At 70.5% G+C, this 19742-nt stretch carries 18 protein-coding genes; 8 read left to right on the forward strand and 10 right to left on the reverse strand.

Annotated features, from left to right (window positions below; all coding sequences use genetic code 11):
* Positions 1-21 precede the first annotated feature (21 nt).
* The 4 genes from KV097_RS06225 to KV097_RS06240 all read right to left on the reverse strand — a co-directional run bounded on the left by KV097_RS06225 (position 22) and on the right by KV097_RS06240 (position 5669).
* Positions 22-1938, reverse strand: a complete 1917-nt coding sequence (locus KV097_RS06225; protein WP_220365386.1) for an ABC transporter ATP-binding protein — start codon at positions 1936-1938, stop codon at positions 22-24.
* The gene (locus KV097_RS06230; RefSeq protein WP_220346924.1) at positions 1935-3668 is read right to left on the reverse strand and encodes an ABC transporter ATP-binding protein; all 1734 of its coding nucleotides are present in this window, start codon (positions 3666-3668) and stop codon (positions 1935-1937) included. Before KV097_RS06230 ends, KV097_RS06225 begins: the two co-directional genes overlap by 4 nt.
* A gap of 73 nt (positions 3669-3741) precedes the next feature.
* Positions 3742-5142 (reverse strand): gluconate:H+ symporter, encoded by a 1401-nt coding sequence (locus KV097_RS06235; protein ID WP_374106981.1) that lies wholly within the window; start codon positions 5140-5142, stop codon positions 3742-3744.
* A complete protein-coding gene (locus KV097_RS06240) occupies positions 5139-5669 on the reverse strand; it encodes a gluconokinase (protein WP_220341281.1) in 531 nt (176 codons plus the stop codon). The genes KV097_RS06235 and KV097_RS06240 overlap by 4 nt, the downstream gene beginning before the upstream one ends.
* A 144-nt stretch (positions 5670-5813) precedes the next feature.
* Between KV097_RS06240 and KV097_RS06245 the strand changes: the two genes are divergently transcribed.
* Both KV097_RS06245 and KV097_RS06250 read left to right on the forward strand, forming a co-directional pair.
* A complete protein-coding gene (locus KV097_RS06245) occupies positions 5814-7121 on the forward strand; it encodes a DUF4437 domain-containing protein (protein WP_220365387.1) in 1308 nt (435 codons plus the stop codon).
* Positions 7118-7858 carry a hypothetical protein gene (locus KV097_RS06250; protein WP_220341279.1) on the forward strand — a complete coding sequence of 247 codons (741 nt, stop codon included), beginning with the start codon at positions 7118-7120 and terminating at the stop codon, positions 7856-7858. The genes KV097_RS06245 and KV097_RS06250 overlap by 4 nt, the downstream gene beginning before the upstream one ends.
* Before the next feature lie 102 nt (positions 7859-7960).
* Here the strand turns inward: KV097_RS06250 and KV097_RS06255 are convergent, their stop codons facing one another.
* Positions 7961-8818: a CoA ester lyase gene (locus KV097_RS06255; protein WP_220365388.1), complete on the reverse strand. Its 858-nt coding sequence runs from the start codon at positions 8816-8818 to the stop codon at positions 7961-7963.
* Positions 8819-8913: 95 nt separating this feature from the next.
* Between KV097_RS06255 and KV097_RS06260 the strand changes: the two genes are divergently transcribed.
* From KV097_RS06260 to KV097_RS06275, 4 genes are read left to right on the forward strand one after another with little or no spacing between them, the layout of a single operon-like run.
* Positions 8914-10152: a CaiB/BaiF CoA-transferase family protein gene (locus KV097_RS06260; protein ID WP_255559260.1), complete on the forward strand. Its 1239-nt coding sequence runs from the start codon at positions 8914-8916 to the stop codon at positions 10150-10152.
* Between the two features lie 32 nt (positions 10153-10184).
* The gene (locus KV097_RS06265; RefSeq protein ID WP_220365389.1) at positions 10185-11033 is read left to right on the forward strand and encodes a cyclase family protein; all 849 of its coding nucleotides are present in this window, start codon (positions 10185-10187) and stop codon (positions 11031-11033) included.
* The gene (locus KV097_RS06270) at positions 11026-12480 is read left to right on the forward strand and encodes an MmgE/PrpD family protein (protein WP_220365390.1); all 1455 of its coding nucleotides are present in this window, start codon (positions 11026-11028) and stop codon (positions 12478-12480) included. Before KV097_RS06265 ends, KV097_RS06270 begins: the two co-directional genes overlap by 8 nt.
* Complete coding sequence (locus KV097_RS06275) at positions 12477-13943, forward strand: dihydroorotase family protein (protein ID WP_220365391.1); 1467 nt, start codon at positions 12477-12479, stop codon at positions 13941-13943. Before KV097_RS06270 ends, KV097_RS06275 begins: the two co-directional genes overlap by 4 nt.
* A gap of 9 nt (positions 13944-13952) precedes the next feature.
* Here the strand turns inward: KV097_RS06275 and KV097_RS06280 are convergent, their stop codons facing one another.
* The 3 genes from KV097_RS06280 to KV097_RS06290 form a co-directional block, all read right to left on the reverse strand.
* A complete protein-coding gene (locus tag KV097_RS06280) occupies positions 13953-14762 on the reverse strand; it encodes an IclR family transcriptional regulator (protein ID WP_220341274.1) in 810 nt (269 codons plus the stop codon).
* Between the two features lie 141 nt (positions 14763-14903).
* On the reverse strand, positions 14904-15599 hold the full coding sequence (locus KV097_RS06285) for an alpha/beta fold hydrolase (protein WP_220341273.1): 696 nt from the start codon (positions 15597-15599) through the stop codon (positions 14904-14906).
* Positions 15596-15913 carry an antibiotic biosynthesis monooxygenase gene (locus KV097_RS06290; protein ID WP_220365392.1) on the reverse strand — a complete coding sequence of 106 codons (318 nt, stop codon included), beginning with the start codon at positions 15911-15913 and terminating at the stop codon, positions 15596-15598. Before KV097_RS06290 ends, KV097_RS06285 begins: the two co-directional genes overlap by 4 nt.
* Before the next feature lie 51 nt (positions 15914-15964).
* On the opposite strand from KV097_RS06290, the gene KV097_RS06295 reads away from it, so the two are divergent.
* Positions 15965-16789 carry a hypothetical protein gene (locus tag KV097_RS06295; protein WP_220341271.1) on the forward strand — a complete coding sequence of 275 codons (825 nt, stop codon included), beginning with the start codon at positions 15965-15967 and terminating at the stop codon, positions 16787-16789.
* Positions 16786-17649: an NAD-dependent epimerase/dehydratase family protein gene (locus tag KV097_RS06300; protein WP_220365393.1), complete on the forward strand. Its 864-nt coding sequence runs from the start codon at positions 16786-16788 to the stop codon at positions 17647-17649. Before KV097_RS06295 ends, KV097_RS06300 begins: the two co-directional genes overlap by 4 nt.
* A gap of 155 nt (positions 17650-17804) precedes the next feature.
* Here KV097_RS06300 and KV097_RS06305 read toward each other — a convergent pair whose 3' ends face one another.
* Both KV097_RS06305 and KV097_RS06310 read right to left on the reverse strand, forming a co-directional pair.
* A complete protein-coding gene (locus tag KV097_RS06305; protein ID WP_220365394.1) occupies positions 17805-19034 on the reverse strand; it encodes a hypothetical protein in 1230 nt (409 codons plus the stop codon).
* Complete coding sequence (locus KV097_RS06310) at positions 19031-19678, reverse strand: neocarzinostatin apoprotein domain-containing protein (protein WP_220341268.1); 648 nt, start codon at positions 19676-19678, stop codon at positions 19031-19033. Before KV097_RS06310 ends, KV097_RS06305 begins: the two co-directional genes overlap by 4 nt.
* Positions 19679-19742: the final 64 nt, after the last annotated feature.

Genomic DNA, 19742 nt, shown 5'->3' on the forward strand with positions numbered 1-19742 from the left:
TCCGCCGCCGACGCCTCGGGGTCAGATCTCCGCGCCGGCGAACTGCGCCTGGTAGAGCCGCGCGTAGGCGCCGCCCGTGGCGACGAGCTCGTCGTGCGTGCCCTGCTCCACGATCCGGCCCTGCTCCATCACCACGATGCGGCTCGCGTCGCGGATGGTGGAGAGGCGGTGCGCGATCACGAAGCTGGTCCGCCCCGAGCGGAGCTGCTCCATCGCCTGCTGCACCAACGCCTCGGTCCGGGTGTCGACGGAGCTGGTCGCCTCGTCGAGCACCAGGATCGACGGGTCGGCGAGGAACGCGCGTGCGATCGTGAGCAGCTGCCGCTGGCCCGCGCTGAGGTTCCCCCCGTCGTCGTCGATCACGGTGTCGTAGCCGTCGGGCAGCGTGCGCACGAAGTGGTCGACGTAAGCCGCCTGTGCCGCCGCGACGATCTGGTCCTCGGTCGCCCCCTCCGCGCCGTAGGCGATGTTGTCGCGGATCGTCCCGTGGAAGACCCACGCGTCCTGCAGCACGACGCCGAAGTTTGCACGGAGCACGTCGCGGTCCATCGCCCGGATGTCCATCCCGTCCAGCGTGATGCGACCACCGTCGACGTCGTAGAACCGCAGGGCGAGATTGGTCAGGGTCGTCTTGCCGGCACCGGTCGGGCCGACGATGGCGACGGTCTGACCCGGCTCGGCGACCAGGTCGAGGTGCTCGATCAAGGGAGACGCGGGGTCGTACGAGAACGACACGTCCTCGAAGGCGACCCGTCCGCTCACGGCCTGCGGCGCCAGCGCCTCCGGTGCGTCGGGGACCTCCTCGGTCTCGTCGAGGAGCTCGAACACCCGCTCCGCCGAGGCGACCCCGGACTGGAGCAGGTTGATCATCGACGCGACCTGCGTGAGCGGCTGGGTGAACTGGCGCGAGTACTGGATGAACGCCTGGACGTCGCCGACGGTGATCGCCCCCGTCCCGACCTTCACCGCACCCATCACGGCGATCGCGACGTAGTTGACGTTGGACACGAACATCATCACCGGCTGGATGAGGCCGGAGACGAACTGCGCGCGGAAGCCGGCGTCGTACACCCGCTCGTTGGCGGCGTCGAACTCCAGTCGCGCCTGCTCCTGGCGGCCGAAGACCTTGACGACCTCGTGGCCGGTGAAGTTCTCCTCCACGTGACCGTTGAGCCGCCCGGTGGCAGCCCACTGCGCGACGAACTGCGGCTGGGAGCGCTTCGCGACGCCGCCCGCGACGACGACGGCGATCGGGATCGTCACGACGGCCACCAGCGTCAGCACCGGTGAGATCGTCAGCATCATCACCAGCACTCCCACGACGGTGAGGAGCGAGACGAGCAGCTGGCTGATCGTCTGCTGGAGGGACTGGGCGATGTTGTCCAGGTCGTTGGTGACCCGCGAGAGGATCTCCCCTCGCGGACGCGAGTCGAAGTAGGACAGGGGCAGCCGGCCGATCTTGTCCTCGACCTCGCCACGCATACCGGCGACCGTCCGCTGCACGAGCCGGGTCGTCATCACGCCCTGGACGTACATGAAGATCGAGGACAGCACATAGATGCCCAGGAGGCCGACGAGGATCCATCCGAGCGCGTCGAAGTCGATGCCCTGGCCCGGCTGGAGGTCCATGGTCTGGACCATGTCGGCGACGCGGTCGTCACCCTTCGCCCTCAGGTCCTCGACGACCTGCTCTTTGGAGGCGCCCTCCGGGAGACCGCTGGCGATGTAGCCGTCGAACACGATGTCGGTGGCGAGCCCGAGGATGCGCGGCCCGATCACGCTGAGGGCCACCCCGATGACGGCGAGGACGGCGATCGCGCCCGAGCTCACACGGTCGCGGACGAGCGTCGCGAGCAGACGACGGGCCGATGACCCGAACGACTTGGCACGCTCCGGCGCTCGCGCGCCCAGCATGGGGCCGGGGCCACGGGCGCTCATGCCGCCTCCTGCGCTGTCAGCTGGGAGAGAACGATCTCGCGATAGGTCTCGCAGGTGTCCATCAGGTCGGCGTGCGTGCCCGTCCCCACGACCCGGCCCTGGTCGAGGACGACGATGCGGTCGGCGTCGCGGATCGTGCTGACTCGCTGCGCGACCACGATCACGGCCGCGTCGGCGGTGACCGTCCGCAAGGCGCGCCTCAGCGCGGCGTCGGTGGCGAAGTCGAGCGCGGAGAAGGAGTCGTCGAAGAGATAGACGAGCGGGCGGCTCACCACGGCTCGCGCGATCGCGAGGCGCTGCCGCTGGCCGCCGGACACGTTGGTCCCACCCTGCGCGATGGGCGCGTTCAGCCCCTCGGGCATCGCGCGGACGAAGTCGTCGGCCTGCGCGATCTCCAACGCCTCCCACAGCTGCTCGTCGGTGGCCTCGGGGCTGCCCATGCGGAGGTTGGTCGCCACGGTGCCCGAGAAGAGGAACGCGCGCTGCGGCACCAGTCCCATCGCCTCCCAGACCCGCGGGAGGACGCGGTCACGGACGTCGACTCCGTCGAGCAGCACCCGCCCGTCGGTCACGTCGAAGAGCCGCGGGATCAGGTTCAGCAGCGTCGACTTGCCGCTGCCGGTGGACCCGATGATCGCCGTCGTCTCCCCGGGGCGCGCGACCAGGTCGACGTCGCAGAGCACCGGCTCCTCCGCCTCGGGGTAGCTGAAGCCGACCCCGGCGAGCTCGACCTGCCCGGTGACGACGGGCGACGCGTCGGCGTCGGGGGCGCTGACGACGGTGGGATCGGTGCTGAGGACCTCCTGGACGCGGTCGGCCGAGACCTCGGCTCTCGGCAGCATGACGAACATGAAGGTCGCCATCATGACGGCCATCAGGATCTGGACCAGGTAGGTGAGGTACGCGGTGAGCGTCCCGACCTCGAGCGTGCCGTCGGCCACGCGGTGCCCGCCGAACCACAGCACGGCCACGCTGGAGGCGTTCATCACCAGCATGACGGTGGGGAACATCAGGGCCATCCACTGACCGGCCCTGATCGCGACGTCGCGGTACTCGGCGTTGGCGACGGCGAAGCGCTCCCGCTCGTAGCCGCCCTTCACGAAGGCGCGGATGACCTGGATCCCCATGATCTGCTCGCGCAGGATCCGGTTGATGACGTCGATCTTGCCCTGCATCTGCTGGAAGTACGGACGCATCTTGACGATGATGATGCCGACGGCGACGACCAGGAGCGGGATCACGACCGCGATCAGCCAGGAGAGCCCGAGGTCTTGACGCAGGGCCATCACGATGCCGCCGACGCACATGATGGGCGCGGCGACCAGCATCACGAACACCATGAAGGTGACCATCTGGATCTGCTGCACGTCGTTGGTGCTGCGCGTGATCAGGGTCGGAGCTCCGAACCGGGAGACCTCCTGCGCGGCGAACGACTCGACCTTGCGGAAGACCGACTCACGCAGGTCGCGACCGAAGGCCATCGCCGTACGGGCGCCGAAGTAGACGGCGACGATCGAGCACACCACCTGGACGCAGGTGACGAGCAGCATGATGCCGCCGAGGCGGAGGATGTAGCCGGTGTCGCCGTTGACGATGCCCTTGTCGATGATGTCGGCGTTGAGGCCCGGCAGATAGAGGTTGGCCAGCGTGGAGACCAGCTGGAAGAGGAGCACGAGCGCGATCGCGCCGCGGTACGGACGCAGGTACGTCCGTGCGAGGGTCCAGAGCACGGCTTGACGGTACCGCCGACGTGGTTGCGACCCACACCGAAATACGCGGGTTTCGCTCCCGGCGTACTGCGGCTCAGACGACCACGTTGAGGAGCAGGACGACGACGAGGCCGGAGACGGACAGAACCGTCTCCATCAACGACCACGACTTGATCGTCTGTCCGACCGACATGCCGAAGTACTCCTTGATCAGCCAGAAGCCGGCGTCGTTGACGTGGGAGAAGAACACCGAGCCTGCCCCGATCGCCAGCACCAGCAGCGACACGTCCCCCTGCGCCATGCCCTCGGTCAGCGGGACCATGATCCCTGCGGCGGTGATCGTCGCGACGGTCGCGGATCCCGTCGCGAGGCGGATCAGGACCGCGACCAGCCACGCCACCAGCAGCACGGAGATGCCGGAGTCGGTGACGAAGTCGGCGATGACCTCCGCGATCCCGGTGTCGATCAGCACCTGCTTGAAGCCGCCGCCCGCACCGACGATCAGGATGATCCCGGCGATCGGGGGCAGTGACGCCCCGATGCTCGCGCTGATGCCATCACGGTCCATGCCCGAGCCGACGCCGAGCGTGAAGATCGCCACCAGCACGGCGACGAGCAGCGCGACGAGCGGCTCGCCGACGAAGTCCATGAAGGCGTACGGCAGCCCGTCCTCGTCGAGGAGCAGGTCGGCGACCGCCTTGGCCATCATCAGCACCACCGGGAGGAGCACCGTGGCGAGCGTGACCGCGAACGACGGCCGGCGGGCGCCCTCGGTGTCGCGGGACGCCTCGAACTGGGCGCCCTCGGCGTGCACCTCGCCCACCCAGCGCTCGGCGAGCCTGGTGAACAGCGGGCCGGCGACCACGATCGTCGGGATCGCGACGAGGATCCCGAGGCCGAGCGTGAGGCCGACCTCCGCGCTCAGCACGTCGATCGCGGCGAGCGGACCGGGGTGCGGTGGCACGAAGCCGTGCATCGCCGAGAGACCGGCGAGGGTCGGGAGGCCGACGGTGATCAGGGAGAGGCCGGTGCGCCTGGCGACGAGGTAGATCACCGGCATCAGCAGGACGAGGCCGATCTCGAAGAACATCGGCAGGCCGATGATGGCGCCGATCGTGGCCATCGCCCACGGCAGCATCCGCGGGCTCGCACGGCCGACGATCGTGTCGACGATCTGGTCGGCACCACCGGAGTCCGCGAGGAGCTTGCCGAACATCGCGCCCAGGGCGATCAGCACGCCGACACCGGCGACGGTCGAGCCGACACCCGCGGTGAAGCTCTCCAGCGTGTCGGCCAACGGCATGGTCGCGACGGCACCGACCGTCAGCGATCCGAGCGTGAGCGCGAGGAACGGGTGCACCTTCAGCCACACGATCAGGACGACGATCAGCCCGATACCGATCAGCGCCGCGGTGACGAGCTGGGCGGTGCCGGCGGCGGGGGTCACCGCCTCCTGGGCACCGACGAGACCGAAGAGTCCCCCGGGGCCGGTCACAGCCGTCGCTCCTGCGCCTGCACCGCCTCGACGCGGCCGAGGAACGTGTCGACGATCTCGGCCGGCGGCGGCGCGATGTCGAGCACCTCCCCGTTCTCGTCGGGCTGCAGCGGCTCGAGCGTGTCCTCCTGCGACTGCAGCAAGGAGACCGGCATGAAGTGGTCACGGCGCTCCATCCGCTCCCTGATCAGCGCATGGTCACCGGCGAGGTGGAGGAAGGTCGCACGCGGCGCCGAGTCGACGATGACGTCGCGGTAGGCCCGTCGCAGCGCCGAGCAGCTCACCACCGCCCCGCGGCTGTCGTGCTCGTGGAGCCACACCCCGATCGCCTGCAGCCACGGCCACCGGTCCTCGTCGGTGAGCGGTGTCCCGGCGGACATCTTGGCGACGTTCGACTCCGAGTGGAACGCGTCGCCGTCCTCGTACGGGACGTCCAGACGCTCAGCGAGCTTGTGTCCGATCTCCGACTTCCCGACGCCGGAGATTCCCATCACCACCACGAGAGGGGGCGGGGTCAGCTGGCTCATGGTGCACCTCCTGCCCGCGAGCGTGGCACGGCTCGCGGCGCTCTGCCGATCGAGGGGATCGCGCGGTCTCACCGATCCCTCTATCCAGCGCTCCGGCCGGCAGATATCGTATATTCTGAAATCCACTTCACCCAGGAGGCACCCGTGCGACCCCACGTCGAGCTGATCCAAGAGGACGACTACGTCTGGCACGCCGCCGAGCTGCCCGGCGGCGAGGGTCGGGCGAGCGAACGCCGTCTCTCCGTCGACGAGGAGGACGGCTCCTGCTCGCTGCGCGTCGACTTCCACACCGACTGGGGACGCGGTCCGGGGATCCACCACGCGAACACCGAGTACTACGTGCTCGAGGGCCAGATGACCTACGGCGACCAGGTGATCGGCAAGGGCGGGTACGTCTATGCGCCGCGCGGCGTCCCGGTCGAGTCCATCCGCTTCGCCGAGGGCACGAGGATGCTGCACTACCGGGAGTACGGCGACGCCGGCTTCGACCCGGTCGACCCCCCCGCCGCCCCTCGCTGGGACGACGCCCGCGAGGACGTCATCGTGGTCGACTCCGAGGCGATGACGTGGGACGCCGTCCCCAACCCCGGGCCGATGCCGGGCCTCTTCATCAAGTACCTCCATGTCGACCCCGTCACCGGCTTCTACACCCGGCTGGTGCACGCGCAGGAGGGCTGGGCGGACCACCGTCTCGCCCACCACCCCTGCTACGAGGAGGCGTACACGACCCAGGGCCACATGGAGTACAACTTCGGCACCCTCGACCTCGGGACCTACTTCTTCCGCCCCGCGCGCGTCAAGCACGGCCACTTCACCACCATGGAGGGCGGCGCCACCTGGCTGCTGCGCTCCGACGGCGAGCTCGCCAACTGGTACACGCAGAACGAGTGGGTGCGCTGGGGCGGCGAAGGAGTCAACTACGGTCCCGAAGGCCTCGACGAGAAGCCGCACCCCGCCGCCCGCTGGGCGCACTCGACGCACGACATGGCGGAGCCGTGGCGCACCGACGAGGACATGCGTCAGCTGACCGCGTCGTGGCAGTTCCAGAAGGACCAGGGTCAGTACGACGCTCCCGTCGCGCACCACGGCTCGGGCGCGGACAAGTCCGCCATCGCGATCGCGAAGGCGCTGGACGCCTACAACCTGCAGGGCGGCCACGGCGGACACGACCACACGCACTCGCACGACCACGACCACGACCACGACCACGACGACGCGCACTCGCACGAGCACGACCACGACTCCGCCGAGGCCCCCCGCGAGGTCATCAACCTCGACTGGGGCTGGGCAGGCAGGGCGACCGAGCACGCCGACGAGCGCACGGACGCGCAGGCGCACAACTGGGGCGCGGGCCGCGTCTGGAAGCCGGGCGACCCGATCCCCGCGCCCATCCTGTCGAGCATGCCGGTCCGCAGCCGGTCGCGCGGTCGCTGGGACGGAGACGGGATGTGACCGATCCGCTGGCCGCCGTCGAAGCGGTGCACGGGTTCAACGGCTACAGCGCGGCGATCCTCCTCCACATCGTGCTGTTCGCCTACTGGCTGGGTGGAGACCTCGGCGTCTTCTACTCCAGCCGCTACATCCTGCGCGAGGACCTCGCCCCGCAGTCACGTGCCACAGCGCTCAAGATCATGCACGGGGTGGACCTGGCACCGCGGATCTGTCTCGTGCTGTTCCTGCCCAGCGGTGTGACCTTGATGGCGTGGGGGCCGCTCGGTGACGAGTTCTTCGTCAACGGGGTCCTTCTCGCACTCTTGTGGGTCGCGTCGCTCGTCTGGCTGGCGATCGCGGTGTACGACTACTTCCGTGACACCGCGACCCGCTTCGGCCAGGTGATCCAGAAGCTGGACCTGGTCGTCCGGTACGGCCTGGGCGCGACCTTGCTCGCGATCGGCGGCTACACGATCGTCGCCAGCGAGCCGTTCGGGGTCGACACCAACCCCAAGTGGCTGGGTGCGAAGCTCGCCGCCTACGCGCTCTGCATCCTGGCGGGTGTCCTCATCCGCTGGAAGCTGCGGTCGTTCGGGCCTGCCTTCGGCCGTCTCATGGCGACCGGGTCGACCCCCGAGGTCGAGCGTGACCTTCGTGCGTCGCTGCGCGGGTGCGAGCCGTACGTCTTCGCGATCTGGGGATTCGTGCTCCTCGCCGCCGTGCTCGGCGTGATCAAACCTGGCTCGACCGCGTACTGAGAGCGCACCCGAGCCCGCGTGCCAGGAGGAGAAGACATGGTCGTCGAGCATGTCTCCCCTGCGCGCGCGGGCCGGGTCGCGGCGGGAGCGACAGGCCCTCCGTCAGCGCGCGAGCGCGATGACGGCTCGCGCGCGGCGGACGACCGCCTCGTCCACCATCCGGCCGTCCGGTCCGATCACGACGCCACGCCCCTGCGCCACCGCCTCGTCGAAGACGGCGACCAGCGTCCTGGCCCGGTCGAGCGTCGCCGCGGTGGGAGTGAAGACCTCGTTGGCGACGGCGACCTGCGCCGGATGGATGCAGGCGCGGCCGACGTACCCGCGGCGGGCGAGAGCACGCGTCGTCGCGGCGAAGCGGTCCAGGTCGCGGAAGTCGGTCGAGACCGGGGCCACCGGGGCATTGATGCCGGCGGCCGCGCTGACCACGACGACCTGGCTGCGGATCGGCGCCCAGTCGGCCTCGTCGGCGTCCTCGCCCAGCCCGAGGTCAGCACCCAGGTCGGCCTCGCCGACCTGGAGGCGGACGACGCGGGGGGACGCCGCGATCGCCCGAGCGTCGAGGAGGGCGGCTGCCGACTCGAGCAGCGGGACCACTCCGATGGAGCCCGGCTCGAGTCCCGCCGCGCTCTCCGCCCGGGTCAGCGCTCCGTCGACCATCTCGAGCTCGGCGCAGGTCTCGGTCTTCGCGACCATGACGCCGGTGAGTCCCGGGGCGACGACGGCCTCGACGTCCTCGATCCCGAGGGGCCCCGGGTTGATCCGGACCCACACCTCGACGCCCGAGGAGTCGCCGCGCAACGACGTGAGCCACTCGGCGACGGTGGCGCGGGCGGAGTCCTTCGCCCCCCACGGCACCGCGTCCTCGAGATCGACGATCACGGCGTCGGCCCCCCGGTCCAGCACCTTCGCGAGCTTGTCGGGTGCGTTGCCGGGGACGTACAGGTACGAGCGAGCGATCACAGGAGACTCCGCCTAGTGGAACGATGTTTCACAGCACGCTATCGCACGGCTACCGGCACGTTGACCCATGACGGGCACGCGCTTACGATTCTGGAATGGCGTTTCGCACAATGGAACAAGTAGACCCCAACGGCTCGATGAGCGATGGACCGCTGACCGGCGTCCGCGTCCTCGACGCGTCGACGATCCTCGCGGGGCCCCTGTGCTGCCAGATACTCGGCGACTTCGGCGCCGAGGTGGTCAAGATCGAGCACCCCACCGCCGGCGACAGCATGCGCGGCCACGGCGAGAGCAAGGACGGCACACCACTGTGGTGGAAGGAGATCGCCCGCAACAAGCAGACGGTGGGCCTCAGCCTGTCGGCTCCCGAGGGCGCTGAGCTCTTCGCGCGGCTGGCCGCGACCGCCGACGTGGTCGTCGAGAACTTCCGGCCCGGCACCCTCGAACGCTGGGGCCTCTCCCCCGAGCGCCTGCTCGAGGCGAACCCCGGACTGGTCGTCGCCCGGATCACCGGGTTCGGCCAGCGCGGCCCGTACGCCGCTCGCGCCGGGTTCGGCACGCTCGCGGAGGCGATGAGCGGGTTCGCCCACCTCACGGGCCAGCCCGACGGACCGCCCACCCTTCCCGCGTTCGGCCTCGCCGACTCCATCTGCGGGATCGCGGCCTCGTCGGCCGTGGTGATGGCACTGCTCGCCCGGGAACGCAACGGCGGCCACGGGCAGGTCGTCGACCTGAGCCTCCTCGAGCCGATCATGACCGCCGTCGGCCCAGGCCCCACCGTCTTCCAGCAGCTCGGCAAGGTCGGGGCTCGCAACGGCAACCGCTCGCACAACAACGCGCCACGCAACACCTACCGCACCGCCGACGGCCACTGGGTCGCCATCTCCACCAGTGCCCAGGCCATCGCCGAGCGGGTGATGCGTCTGGTCGGTCACCCCGAGGTGATCGACGAGCCGTGGTTCGCAGCGGGCCACAGCCGCGCCCTCCACGCCGACCTGCTCGACGGCTACGTCGGGGACTGGATCCTCGCCCGCACGCGTGACGAGGTCGTCGGCGCTTTCACCGACGCCGGTGCCGCCGTCGCCCCGGTCTACTCCGCGCGCGACCTCGCGCACGACCCCCACGTCCGCGAGACCGAGATGCTGCTCGAGGTCGAGGACGAGGACCTCGGACCCGTCCTCCAGCACAACGTGATGTGGCGGATGTCGGAGACCCCCGGTCGCATCCGCTTCACCGGTCGCGACCACGGCGCCGACACCGACACGCTGCTGAGCGACCTGGGTGTCGACGCCGACACCCTCGCCGACCTCCGTACCCGCAACATCATCTGCTGATCGTGAACGACGCCGAGCCGAAAGAAGAAGGCATGACCACCCTCTCGACCACCTCGTCCCCCCCGCGGAGCCTCCTGGACGCCGTACGCGCCGGGGTCCGGGTGGTGGACCTCGGCCGACGCCTCACCGTCGGCATGCCGCAGTCGCCCAACCACCCGCCGTACTGGCACGCCCTCCCCCGCCGCCACGGCGACATGGTGCGCGTCGACGGCGGCTCCGCGGCCAACGACATGATCTCCATGGGCACGCACGTCGGCACCCACGTCGACGCCCTCGCCCACGTGTCCCAGGACGGCCGGTTGTACGGCGGGCTCGACGTGGCGGACGCACTCGAGGGAGGGCGCTACGCGCAGCTCGGCGCGCACACGATCGAGCCGATGGTCCGGCCGGGCGTCCTGCTGGACGTGCCCGCCGCCTTCGGCGTCGGGCGTCTCGACGCCGGGTACGAGATCACCGTGGCCGACCTCGAGCTGACCCTCGAGCGCCAGGGCAGCACCATCGCACCGGGTGACGTCGTCCTGGTCCGCAGCGGCTGGGGGCAGCACTTCGACAGCGGCGCCGACCAGCTCTTCATGGGCCAGTCGTCGGGTGTGCCCGGAGTGGGTGCCGCAGGCGCGCAGTGGCTGGTCGACCGCGGAGTCCACGCCACCGGCGCCGACACGATTGCATACGAGTGCCTTCCGCCCGGCGCCGGTCACGCCACCCTGCCCGCCCACCGTGTGCTGCTGGTCGAGAACGGCGTCTACATCATCGAGACGATGGCGCTCGAGGAGCTTGCGGCCGAGGGCCTGCACGAGTTCGTGTTCGTCCTCTCCCCGCTGCCGCTCTTCGGCGCCACGGGGTCGCCCGTGCGTCCACTGGCGGTGGTCGCGGGTGAGTGATCCAACCCTCGGCGGCCACCTCGCCGCGTTCGCCGCCGACGTCGCGCGCGACGGCCTCCCCGACGAGGTCGCCGCGAGCACGCGCCAGCGCGTGCTCGACGTCCTCGGCCTCTGCGTCGCCGCCCATCGCCTGGACACCAGCGCCGCGATCATCGGGCACGTCCTCGACCAGGGCGGGCACGAGCAGTCCACCGTCGTGGGCTCGCCCCAGCGTGTGACGGCAGCTCAGGCCGCGCTCGCCAACGGCGTGCTCGCGCACTCCCTCGACTACGACGACACGCACCTCCCGTCGGTGCTCCACCCGAGCGCCAGCGTGGTCCCCGCCGCACTCGCGGCCGCCGAGCACACCGGTGCCGACGGCGCGCTGACCGTGCGCGCGATCGCGGTCGGGCTCGAGGTCGCCGTCCGGCTCGGCATGGCCGGGTACGACCAGGAGCTCGGCAACTCCGTCTTCTTCGAGCACGGGCAGCACGCGACCTCGATCACCGGGGCGATGGGCAGCTCGGTCGCCGCGTCGCTCCTCTACGGTGCCGACGAGAAGGGTGTCCTCGACGCTCTCGGCCTGACCGCCTCCATGGCGTCGGGGATCATCGAGGCCAACCGCACCGGCGGCACCGTCAAGCGCCTCCACTGCGGTCTCGCCGCTCAGGCCGGCGTCACCGCCGCCCAGCTCGTCCGCCGCGGGTTCACCGGACCGCCTACCGTCCTGGAGGGCCGGTTCGGGTTCTTCGAGGCGTGGCTGCACGGCCGCTTCTTCCCCGAGGCGGTCACCGAGGGCCTGGGCAAGACGTGGGCGGTGCCGGACATCTTCTTCAAGCCGTACCCTGCCAACCACTTCACGCACACCTCCGTCGACGCCGGCCTCGCCCTGCGCGCGCGGGGTGTCCGGCCGGAGGACGTCGCGTCGATCGTCATCGGCGCCCCGACGGCGGTGATCCGCACGATCGGCGCGCCGCTGGAGACCAAGCGCGCACCGGAGACCGGCTACCAGGCGCAGTTCAGCGGGCCGTACGCGGTCGTCGCCGGCCTGCTGGGCGGCGGCGGTCTCGGCACCGGGCTCGACGACTACACCGACGCTCTCGCTCAGGACCCGGTCCGGCGCGCGCTGATGGCGAAGGTCGAGGTCGTCCCGGACGAGCGCTGCGACGCGATCTATCCGCACCAGTTCCCCGCCGTCGTCACCCTGCGCACGACGTCGGGCGAGGTCCTCGTCGAAGAGGTCCTCACCAACCGGGGCGGCCCGCAGCGCCCGCTGTCCGACGACGAGCTCGCCCGGAAGTTCCGCGACAACGTCGCCGGACGGGTGAGCGAGGAGGACGCCGACGCCGTACGGGCCGACGTCCTCGACCTCGACTCGCTCGCCGGCGTCGACGGCGTCCTGCGCCGCCTCGTGACCTTCACCAGCCCCACCCCGACCACCGCCCGCACCGAGGAGGAGTCCGCATGAGCGACCTCGACCTGATCATCACGAACGCCGACGTCGTCGTCGCCGGCTCCGAGCTGACCCAGCAGCTCGACATCGGCATCAAGGACGGAAAGATCGCCGTCCTCGCACCCGACCTGCAGGTGGAGCCCGGCGTCGACCTCGTCGACGCCGGCGGCCGGACCGTCTTCCCCGGCGTCGTCGACGCCCACCAGCACTGGGGCATTTACAACCCGCTGTCCGAGGACGCCGCGACCGAGAGCCGCGCCTGCGCGCAGGGCGGTGTCACCACCGCCCTCAACTACATGCGGACCGGTCAGTACTACCTCAACCGTGGGGGCTCGTACGCCGAGTTCTTCCCCGAGGTCCTGGCGCAGACCGAGAACCGCTCCGTCATCGACTACGCGTTCCACCTCGCCCCGATGTCGCGCGGCCACATCGACGAGATCCCGGCCCTGATCAAGGAGCACGGAGTCACGTCCTTCAAGATCTTCATGTTCTACGGGAGCCACGGGCTGCACGGCCGCTCCGACGACCAGCGCTCGTTCCTGATGACTCCGGAGGGCGAGCGCTACGACTACGCGCACTTCGAGTTCGTCATGCGCGGGGTGCAGGCGGCCCGCGAGCAGCACCCCGAGATCGCCGACCAGATCTCGCTGTCGCTGCACTGCGAGACCGCGGAGATCATGAGCGCGTACACCGCGCTGGTCGAGGAGGACGGCTCGCTCTCGGGTCTGCCCGCCTACAGCGCGTCACGCCCACCGCACTCCGAGGGCCTGGCGGTCACCATCGCCTCGTACCTGGCGCACGAGACCGGCCTGCCCACGATCAACCTCCTGCACCTGACGTCCCGCAAGGCGGTCGACGCCTCGGTACGGATGGCCGCGGCGTTCCCGCACGTCGACTTCCGCCGTGAGGTCACGGTCGGTCACCTGCTCGCCGACTGCGACACCGCACACGGCGTCGGCGGCAAGGTCAACCCGCCGCTGCGCCCGCGCGAGGACGTCGAGGCCCTGTGGGAGCACGTGCTCGACGGCACCATCGACTGGGTCGTCAGCGACCACGCCTGCTGCCGCGACGAGAAGAAGTTCGGCGCAGACCGTGACGACGTGTTCCTGGCGAAGTCAGGCTTCGGCGGCGCCGAGTACCTCCTCGCCGGGATGATCACCGAGGGCCGCAAGCGCGGCCTCGGGCTGGACCGGGTGGCGCAGCTGACCGCGACCAACCCGGCGGAGCGCTACGGGCTGGGCGCCACCAAGGGCGCGATCGAGGTCGGCAAGGACGCCGACCTCGCGATCGTCGACATGGACCACGCATGGACCGTACGGGCGGCGGACTCGGAGTCCACGCAGGAGTACACGCCCTTCGAGGGCGCCGATCTCACCGCCAAGGTCACCGACACCTTCGTCCGCGGGCGGCGGGTGCTGACCGACGGTGTGGTCACCGCGACCGGTGGTGGCCGCTACCTGGCGCGGCCGAGCGCCTGACCGCCTCGGTCAGGGGGTCCAGCCGAAGCGGTGCGACAGCGATGCCGTGGTCTCCAGCAGCGCGTCCCGGCACGCGTCCAGCTCACGCTCGAACCGCTCGGCCGGACCGCAGACGCTGACGACGGCGACCGGACGGCCGTCGTGGCCGCGGACGGGCGCCGCCACCGAGGCGGCGCCGTCCATCCGCTCGCCCTGCGAGCGCGCCCATCCCTGGCGACGGACCTCGGCGAGGTCCTCCCGCAGGGCGGCGGCGTCGACGATCGTGCTGTCGGTCAGCGCGACGAGCGGGACGGAGTCGAGGTAGTCGTCGATCTCCTCGTCGGGGAGGAAGGCGAGGAAGGACCGCGAGGAGGCCCCCGCATGCAGCGGGTACGGCTCGCCGATGGTCACCGACATGATGACCTCGCGGTCGGGGGTGACCTGGTCGACGTAGATCCGGCTCCGCTCGCCCAGCAGCACCGACAGCGTCGCCGTCTCGTCGGTCCGTGCCGACAGGTCCTCGAGGAACGGCCGACCGACACGGCGGACGTCGATGCGGTCCAGGTAGGTGAGACCGAGACGCATCGCGGCGACCCCGAGCGAGTAGCGCCGGGTCCTCTCGTCGAGGCTGACCAGGTCACGGCTGCGCAGCGACGCGAGCACGCGGTGGACCGCCGCCTTCGAGAGGTCGAGCGCGTCGGCGATCTCGGTCACGCCCAGATCGGGCCCGACACTCTCGGTGAAGAGAAGCAGCACGTCCGCGGCGCGTTCCACCGTCGCGATCGTCGCGCTGGTGCTCTCCGGACCACGCGGGTCGAGCTGCTTCGTCCTCGGGGACATCGAGGGACTCCTTCGTCGTCGTTCAGGCCGGTCGGCCAGCACGGGGCGGATCAGTTCTCTCACGAAGCCACCGCCGAATCAAGACGCCGTTCCACTCGGCTCGGCACAAGACGTGCTCAGCCGAGTGTGCCGCCCCCGGGGTCACACGGGAAGCGCTGCGGCCCGGACGAGGAGGTCGGCGACCTGCGCGGGAGCGGTCAGCGGCGCGTCGTGCCCGGCGTCGAGCACCTCGTACGGGATGCCTCGAGCGTCGAGGCGGGCACGGGTGGTGCTCGAGGGATAGCCCTCGGGCGTCCCGGCGCAGAAGACGTACGAGGCCGGGACGGGGTGCTCCGCCGCGACGCTGAGCGGGTCCAGCGACGGCGCGAACGGGGTGTGCGTGAGCCGTGCTCCCGTCCAGGCGGCCGTCGCCTCGTCGAGGTCACCGCCCGCGACCGGAGGGCGCGCCGCGACGAGGGTCTCGCGGGGCGGGAGCGCCGTCGCGGGAGCGGGCGTCAGATCGACGGCCCGCTCGCCGGGGTCCGGGACCGCCCCGTCGAGATAGACCACCCGTCGCACCCGGTCGGGGACCCGGTCGACGAGCGCACGCACGACGACGCCGCCCTGGCTGTGGCCGACGACGACGAGGTCGTCGAGGTCCTCGATCTCGACCAGCGCTGCCAGCTCGTCCACCCAGACGTGCAGCCCGGTGACGTCGCCGGCCGACCCGGCCCGCTCCCCTGCGCCGGTCAGGCTCGGGGCGTAGACGTCGTGACCCGCGGCGACCAGGTAGGGCCGCACCCGACGCCACGACCAGCCACCGCGGAACGCTCCGTGCACGAGCAGGAACGTGGTCATCGCGGGTCCGGCTCGTCGAGGACGACCTCGAGGTACTCACGGGGATAGGAGTCGTACGGGCGCAGGTGCGCGTACATCGCCTCGGTGTGCGCCACGTAGTCCGGGTGTCGGGTGCACTCCTCGTACGCCTCGACGGTGTCGAAGAACCGCAGGTGCGTGAAGTGGGTCGGGTCCTCCACCCCACGGACCAGGCGACGGCCGCGATAGGCGGGATGGTCGCGGAAGAACCGTCCGAAGTCGCCCGACAGCGCGATGTAGGCCTGGGCGTGCTCCTCACCCGGTCTGGTCCATGCCTGGCTGACGACGACGATCATGGGCGCCTCGATGCTCTCGACTGATAGATGATATATCATTATGCTTCGCCCATGACCAGTAGCCAGACCAAGACCATCCCGGAGTTTCTCGCCGAGGCGCCCGACGTCGACAGCCGAGAGCTGTGGCAGGCGTTCTGGGAGATCCTCACCGCGGCCAAGGACAAGATCACCGCCGAGCTGCCGGTGCAGCCGCACCCCAACAGCGACGGACTCGCCGCCTGGAGCACCCCCGACGACTCGTACGAGGGATCGCTCAACACCTACGCCGGCGACGCCGACAACGGCGCGGAGTGGCTCGTGCACTCCTGGATCGGCAACCGCAAGGCATCGATCCTGGACATGAACCTCCAGGTCTGGCTCGGCCCGCACATCGACGTCCCCCACCTCATCATCGTGTTCGGGACCATCCCCAACATCTTCTACTTCAGCGACCTCGTGCCTCGGCGTGATCTCGCCGTCGACGTCGACTACCTCGAGCGCTACTACGAGCCCGAGAATGCCTCGTGGCTCTCGCTGCGCGGCGACGACCGGTTCACCTGGTCGGTCAGCCACGGGACGTACATGCGGGCGTTCCTCTCCCCCGTCGGGAGCTCCTACGTCGCCGACCGGACCGACGACGTGGTCGCGACGCTGCGCGCGGCGGTGGAGCAGCGGGTCGACACCTGGCTGGGGTGGGTCCGCGAGGCCCGGCCGGTGCCTCTCGAGGAGCGCGCCGCGCTGCGCGAGCGCGACCACCTGCTGCGCACCTACGGCTACACCCTCGACCCGATGAACGAGCTCTCGAAGAAGTTTCTCGGGGCCGAGCGCGTCGACGAGCTCGTCTCCGTCCGCGCCGGCCTCGACCAGATCCGTACGAGCAAGGAGAACGCCCAGTGAAGATCCTCGTCATCGGTGCCGGCCTCGTGGGTGCCTCGGCAGCCACCACGCTGCGCGAGCGTGGTCACCACGTCACCGTCACCACCACCACCCCCGGGCGGGTGGACGACCTCGCGTCACGCTTCGACGAGGTCGTCGTGCTGCGCGGGGCCGACCGTGAGGCGGTGCACGCAGCCGTCGCCGAGGCGGATGCCGTCGTCGTCAGCGCCGGACCGGTCGCTGCCCACTCGATGACACCGGAGGACCGCGCCAAGACCTACCACGAGGTCCTGGTCGCCACGGCCGGGAGCGTCACGAGCGCACCCGGGTCGCCGCACCTCGTCGCGCTGTCCGCGCTGTCGGTCTACGGCGGCGCCGCCAACCACCTCGAGATGGTCGACGAGGACTCCCCCGTGACCGACTCCGACGACCCGAGCCCCGACCGCTTCCTGGCGATGGAGGACGTCTACCGGACCGAGGCCGGCGACCGGTCGACGATCTTCCGGTGCGGAGACATCTTCGGCGCGGACGACCCGCCGATCGACGCCAAGATCGCGATGGCCCACCAGTACCTCGGCGGGTCGGTCCCGTTCGGGGCGGACGCGCTCCTCTACCGTCTGCACGTCGAGGACGCCGCCGACGCGATCGTCCACGCGGTGGAGACACGGATCGTCGGGACCTACAACCTCACCCATCCCGAGCTCCCGCCGACCAACGCCGAGCTCTTCGACGCGATCAGCGCGGCACAGGGCCTCCCACCGCTGGTCTACCGCGCCGAGATCGCGGCCCCGGCCGTCCCGATCTCGGTGGACCGTCTCCGTGACGCAGGCTTCGTCGCCAAGCGCTCGTACGTCGAGCACCCGCTCGTCACGGCACACTGACCTCGGCACAGCACACGGTCCCGGCATCTGCCCTCCATGAGGGATGAGATGCCGGGACCGTGCGCTGTGATCGTGTGGCAGCCACCGAAGCGGGCTCCCTGACGTCGACAGGTACGCAGGGAGCCCGCTGTCCGTGAGGTCGGCGGGATGCCGACTCAGCCGCGCGTCGCTGTGCCCCGACGCGACGGGAGCCAGACGAGACCCGCGGCACCCAGGAACACCAGGGATGCTGCCACCAGACCGATCACGGGCAACGAGCCCGTGCCACCGGTCTTGGGAAGGGTGGCGGCCGGGTCGCTGCTCCCACCGCCGCTCCCGCCACCGTCACTGTCGGCCGGAGGCTCGCTGCTGACCGTCATCTTGGACAGCGTCCCCGATCCCGTGCACTTCGCGCCGATGGACGCAGAAGGGAAGTCGAACGAGAATCCCGAAGCCTTCACGTCGAGCTCGTCACCGGACGCCTTGACGCTGCCCTTGAGCGTCGGGACGGGGACCACGGCCTTCGGCGCGGCGTTGACCGTGTCCGTCGCCGTGAGCGTGGTCGCCGTACCCCCGACCGACAGGTTGAGCGTGTACTCCATCGAGCCGTCGATCGGGACCGGCGCGATGCCGGGGAGCTTGCTCATCGTCGCCTGGAGGGAGACCGGGTCGCCCGCGTTCTTGCGGTATCCGGAGACCGAGATCGTGGCGTTGTAGTCGAACTTCGACCCGATCGACATGACGCACGCGAACTTCACCGTGCCCTTGGCGGGCTTGCCAGGGTTCCCTGCCGGCGGAGCCGAGGTCGGCGCCTTCGCCGGAGCGGTGGTCGGCGCCTTCGTCGGCTTAGGCGTAGGCGTAGGCGTAGTCGGCGTAGGCGGCGGCTCATCGCTCACCGTCAGCACCGACAGCGCCGTGGACGCCGTGCACTGGCCACCGACGCCGGAGACCACGAACGTGAACGCGGTCGCCGTCACCGGCAGCTCGGCCTTGCTCGAGGTCACCGTGCCGGACACGTCGGTCACCGGGACGGGCCCGTTCGGGGCGGCCGTGGTCGGCCCCGTGCCTTTGAGCGTGACCGCCTGACCGTCGATCGTCAGCTTCAACGTCGCGCTCATCGACGCGTTGTTGATCGCCACCGGCGCCACGCCCGGGAGGTCGCTGAGCGTGGCCCGCAACGTCACGGGGCCACCCTCCGCCGCACGGTAGCCCGCGACCGAGACCTTCGCCGCGTAGTCGAAGTCCTTCTTGAAGTCGGGCATCGTGCACGAGAACGCGACCGTTCCTGCCGCCGGCGTGCCCTCGGCCGCGGCCGCCGGACTCGACACCAGCGCGAGCGAGCCGCCCATCAGCGCGACGGCGCCCGCGACCCGTGCGAGCGCATCGAGGCGCGTGCGCGCCCTCATGCGCTGACTCCGTGACGACGACGACCCGGGAACACCAGGAGCACGCCGAGGCCACCCATGACGAGGGCGGCGGCGGCCATCAGCAGGACGGGCAGGTTGTCGGTGCCGCCGGTCTTGGGCAGCGCACCCGCGTTGTCGTCCTCAGGGACGGTCGGTGCCGGGTTCGCCGCCGGCGCCGCCGCAGGCTCGGCGGATGCCTGCTTGTCGCCACCGCCGAAGGTGATCTTGACCGACACGGTGTTGGCAGCGACCACGTCGTCTGGGCTGGTGTTCGGCAGCGGGGCCGCCGCCACGACACAGGCCTCCTTGGTGCAGTCGATCGCACCGAACTTCTCGGACAGAGTGATGGTGACCGGGGCGATCGCTCCGCTCCCGTCGGCGTTCCGGAAGGTCGCGCCACCCTTCAGGTTGCAGTCCGACGGTCCCTTCTGGACCGCCCTGCACTGTCCGACGGCGATGTTCTTGAGGTTGGGCGCGAAGCCGGACGCCTTGACGGTGACCTGCTGCCCGTCCTTCATTCCGGTGCTGGGACCCATGTCCAGCTTCGGTGCCGCCGACGCGGCCGGCGCGCCGAGGAGCATCACGAGCCCGAGCGCGGCCGCGAGGGCCGTCGCACGGAAGAGGGTCGAGATCCTGGGAGTCATGGCATTCGTTCTCCGAGTCGTGAGGTTCGGGCGGACGGTGGGACGGCGGTCGAGCATCGGACGA

Origin of the sequence: Mumia sp. zg.B17, assembly GCF_019550915.1 — a bacterium.
Lineage (GTDB): Bacteria > Actinomycetota > Actinomycetes > Propionibacteriales > Nocardioidaceae > Mumia.

What these genes read in the sequence shown, in the direction of transcription:
- KV097_RS06225 (WP_220365386.1), bottom strand. Translation starts at nt 1,938, where the DNA reads ATGAGCGCCCGTGGCCCCGGCCCCATGCTGGGCGCGCGAGCGCCGGAG.
- KV097_RS06240 (WP_220341281.1), bottom strand. Translation starts at nt 5,669, where the DNA reads ATGAGCCAGCTGACCCCGCCCCCTCTCGTGGTGGTGATGGGAATCTCC.
- KV097_RS06260 (WP_255559260.1), top strand. Translation starts at nt 8,914, where the DNA reads ATGGCGTTTCGCACAATGGAACAAGTAGACCCCAACGGCTCGATGAGC.
- KV097_RS06265 (WP_220365389.1), top strand. Translation starts at nt 10,185, where the DNA reads ATGACCACCCTCTCGACCACCTCGTCCCCCCCGCGGAGCCTCCTGGAC.
- KV097_RS06275 (WP_220365391.1), top strand. Translation starts at nt 12,477, where the DNA reads ATGAGCGACCTCGACCTGATCATCACGAACGCCGACGTCGTCGTCGCC.
- KV097_RS06280 (WP_220341274.1), bottom strand. Translation starts at nt 14,762, where the DNA reads ATGTCCCCGAGGACGAAGCAGCTCGACCCGCGTGGTCCGGAGAGCACC.
- KV097_RS06285 (WP_220341273.1), bottom strand. Translation starts at nt 15,599, where the DNA reads ATGACCACGTTCCTGCTCGTGCACGGAGCGTTCCGCGGTGGCTGGTCG.
- KV097_RS06290 (WP_220365392.1), bottom strand. Translation starts at nt 15,913, where the DNA reads ATGATCGTCGTCGTCAGCCAGGCATGGACCAGACCGGGTGAGGAGCAC.
- KV097_RS06295 (WP_220341271.1), top strand. Translation starts at nt 15,965, where the DNA reads ATGACCAGTAGCCAGACCAAGACCATCCCGGAGTTTCTCGCCGAGGCG.
- KV097_RS06305 (WP_220365394.1), bottom strand. Translation starts at nt 19,034, where the DNA reads ATGAGGGCGCGCACGCGCCTCGATGCGCTCGCACGGGTCGCGGGCGCC.
- KV097_RS06310 (WP_220341268.1), bottom strand. Translation starts at nt 19,678, where the DNA reads ATGACTCCCAGGATCTCGACCCTCTTCCGTGCGACGGCCCTCGCGGCC.